Genomic DNA, 2,283 nt, shown 5'->3' with positions numbered 1-2,283 from the left:
CGGAAACCGGATAATCCGGATGCCGGCGCGGGCGCTGCGTCGATCGCCGGGATCAGCACGTCGAGGCTGTCGACGACCGCGCCTGCGCCCCACATCGCATAAGAGGGGTCGCCCACCCAGTCGGCCCCCAGCGCGTTCAGGAACACGCACGGCCGCGGGCGCATCATATATTCGACCACCTGGCTCGACGTGTCGCCCAGATACAGGTCGGCGGCGGCGGTGTAGCTGCCATCGACCATCGCGAAACTGTCGAGATCGGCATGCACGCCCGCGCGGCCGGCGAGCCCGGCGACGAAGCCGCGCAGCTCGGGCGCGCGCTCGACGAGCCGCTGGTGCGGCGCGAAGATCAGATTGTAGCGCCCGTCGGCGAGAATGCGCTCGACCACCTCGGGCCCCCAGCGCCACCAGGACGAGCGGTGCGCCTGCCAGTGCGGGGTGTAGAGGATCACCGGCCGCGGATCGGCAAACAGCCGCGCGGCGGGGGTGCGCTGGCGGAACGCGGCCTTCACATAGCCGGTGGTGACGATCCGCTCGGGCGCGTCGCCGCCGTCGATCAGCGCCTGCCGGTCGCGCTCGGCCGCGACAAGGTGCGCCACCCTGCGCGCCGCCGCCAGTGACCGCGCGCCATCATCGACCCCGCACCGTGGAACGTGTCGATGAACCGCGTCCGCAGCGGCAGCGTCGCGGGCAGCCACAGGCTGGTCTGTTCGGCGCACACCACCACCGGCGTGCGCAGCAGGTGCGGCAGGAGGCGGAACAGCGTCGGCAGCTTGGGCGGCAGCGGCGGATTGTCGCCCTCGGCATGGCCGGGCAGCGCGCGAAACCCCGGCGCGCGCCGGATCGTCACCTGCCCAAGCCCCGTGCTCCAGCGTGCAAGCAGCGCTTCGTGCACCGACGTACTGACCCACAATTCGATCGGCAGCGTCGGCTCGGCGGCGGCGAGCGCCTCAACGATCGGATAGAGATGCGGGATCAGCAGCGTCTCGCCGAGGAACAGGAACGCGACCTTGCGGGTCATGACGCCTGCCAATGCGCGATGTCCTCGGGCCGGTCGATCTCCTGCCAGCGCGCGCCGGCGGGGATCCGCAGCGCGCGGACGCCGGCGCCCTCGGCAACGCGGCGGACGACCGCGTGGTGATAGGCATGGATCCCCTCGTCCTCGCCGATCACCGCGCGCAGCGCGTCGGCATAGGCGGTGCCGCCGCCCGACAGGATCAGCCCGAGCGACCGGTCGGTCGCCTGATGCCCGACCAGATGCTTGCCGACCGCGATCACCCGCTCGCCCTCCGCCTCGACCAGCATGTCGTCGAGGCCGGGTTCGTGGAGCGGCTCGACCACCAGGGTCACGCCGGGCGCGGGCTCGGCGCGCGCCGCCTGCAGGATCGCGGCGTCGAACAGCGTGTCGCCGTTCATCAGTGCGAACGCGGCGCCCAGATGCGCGCGCGCCGCCCAGACGCTGCCGATGCTGTTGGCGACCGACCAGAAGGGGTTGAAGAGCAACGTCGTCGGCGGGTCGCCGCGTCGCCCGGCCAGATGCGCGGCGATCTGGTCGATGCGATACCCGCCGACGATCACCGCACCATCGAACCCCGCCGCCGCGACCGCGTCGAGCTGCGAATCGAGGATCGCCCGCCCACCGACCTGCACGAGGCATTTCGGCGTGCTGAGCGTCAGCGGCAGGAGCCGCGATCCGTGGCCCGCGGCAAGGATGATGGCCTTCATGGCACCCGCTTATGCATCAACTGTGGCAGGAAAATGCAGCGCTTCGTCCGTGGATGCGGGGGGCAAAGTCGCGCCTGCCGTCCTGCTTTGATTCTGGGCACCCGCCTGCGCGGGGGAACGGTGGCGAATCCGGTGTGGCAAAACCTGTTCTCCCGCGAAGGCGGGAGCCCAGGGTTGCAGGCGGCGGCCTGCGTAACCCTGGGGGCACGCCCCTCAGCGCCGCACGATCGCCGCATCGTCGCGCGACCAGCCGCCGCCCATCGCCTGGTAGAGCGTCACATAGGCCGTCAGACGGTCCGCGCGCGCCTGGACCAGCGACAGCTCCGCGGTCAGCAGCCCGCGCTGCGCATCGAGCTGGTCGATATAGGCCGAATAGCCCGCGCGGTAGCGGTTCGAGGCGTTGCGCAACGCGCCCGCGAGCGCATCGCGCTGTGCGGCGAAGGCATTGGCCTGTTCGCCCGAGCGGCGGACGCCCGCAAGGCTGTCGTCGACCTCGCGGAACGCCTGGAGCGCGGTGCGGCGATAGGCGAACGCCGCCTGGTCGCGGCGTGCGGTCGCGGC

The 2,283-nt window shown here is 71.7% G+C and carries 3 protein-coding genes and 1 pseudogene; all 4 read right to left on the bottom strand.

Annotation, left to right across the window (positions count from 1 at the left end; genetic code table 11):
• Positions 1-596: pseudogene (locus tag NI18_RS20095) on the bottom strand (hypothetical protein); the annotation flags it as partial.
• Positions 554-1,018, bottom strand: a complete 465-nt coding sequence (locus NI18_RS20090) for a hypothetical protein (RefSeq protein WP_037532822.1) — start codon at positions 1,016-1,018, stop codon at positions 554-556. The gene NI18_RS20090 and the pseudogene NI18_RS20095, both read right to left, overlap by 43 nt.
• Complete coding sequence (locus tag NI18_RS20085) at positions 1,015-1,722, bottom strand: NTP transferase domain-containing protein (protein ID WP_037532820.1); 708 nt, start codon at positions 1,720-1,722, stop codon at positions 1,015-1,017. Before NI18_RS20085 ends, NI18_RS20090 begins: the two co-directional genes overlap by 4 nt.
• Positions 1,723-1,935: 213 nt before the next feature.
• Positions 1,936-2,283, bottom strand: a 348-nt coding sequence (locus NI18_RS20080) for a TolC family protein (protein ID WP_037532817.1), incomplete at its 5' end; no start/stop codon positions are given.

The sequence above is a fragment of the Sphingomonas sp. Ant20 genome, from assembly GCF_000783375.1.
GTDB lineage: Bacteria > Pseudomonadota > Alphaproteobacteria > Sphingomonadales > Sphingomonadaceae > Sphingomonas > Sphingomonas aerolata.
Note: the sequence above shows the minus strand (reverse complement) of the source record. Positions and strands in the feature narration are given on the sequence as shown.

Coding starts and splice junctions, on each gene's coding strand:
- NI18_RS20090 (WP_037532822.1), bottom strand. CDS start 1,018: ATGACCCGCAAGGTCGCGTTCCTGTTCCTCGGCGAGACGCTGCTGATC.
- NI18_RS20085 (WP_037532820.1), bottom strand. CDS start 1,722: ATGAAGGCCATCATCCTTGCCGCGGGCCACGGATCGCGGCTCCTGCCG.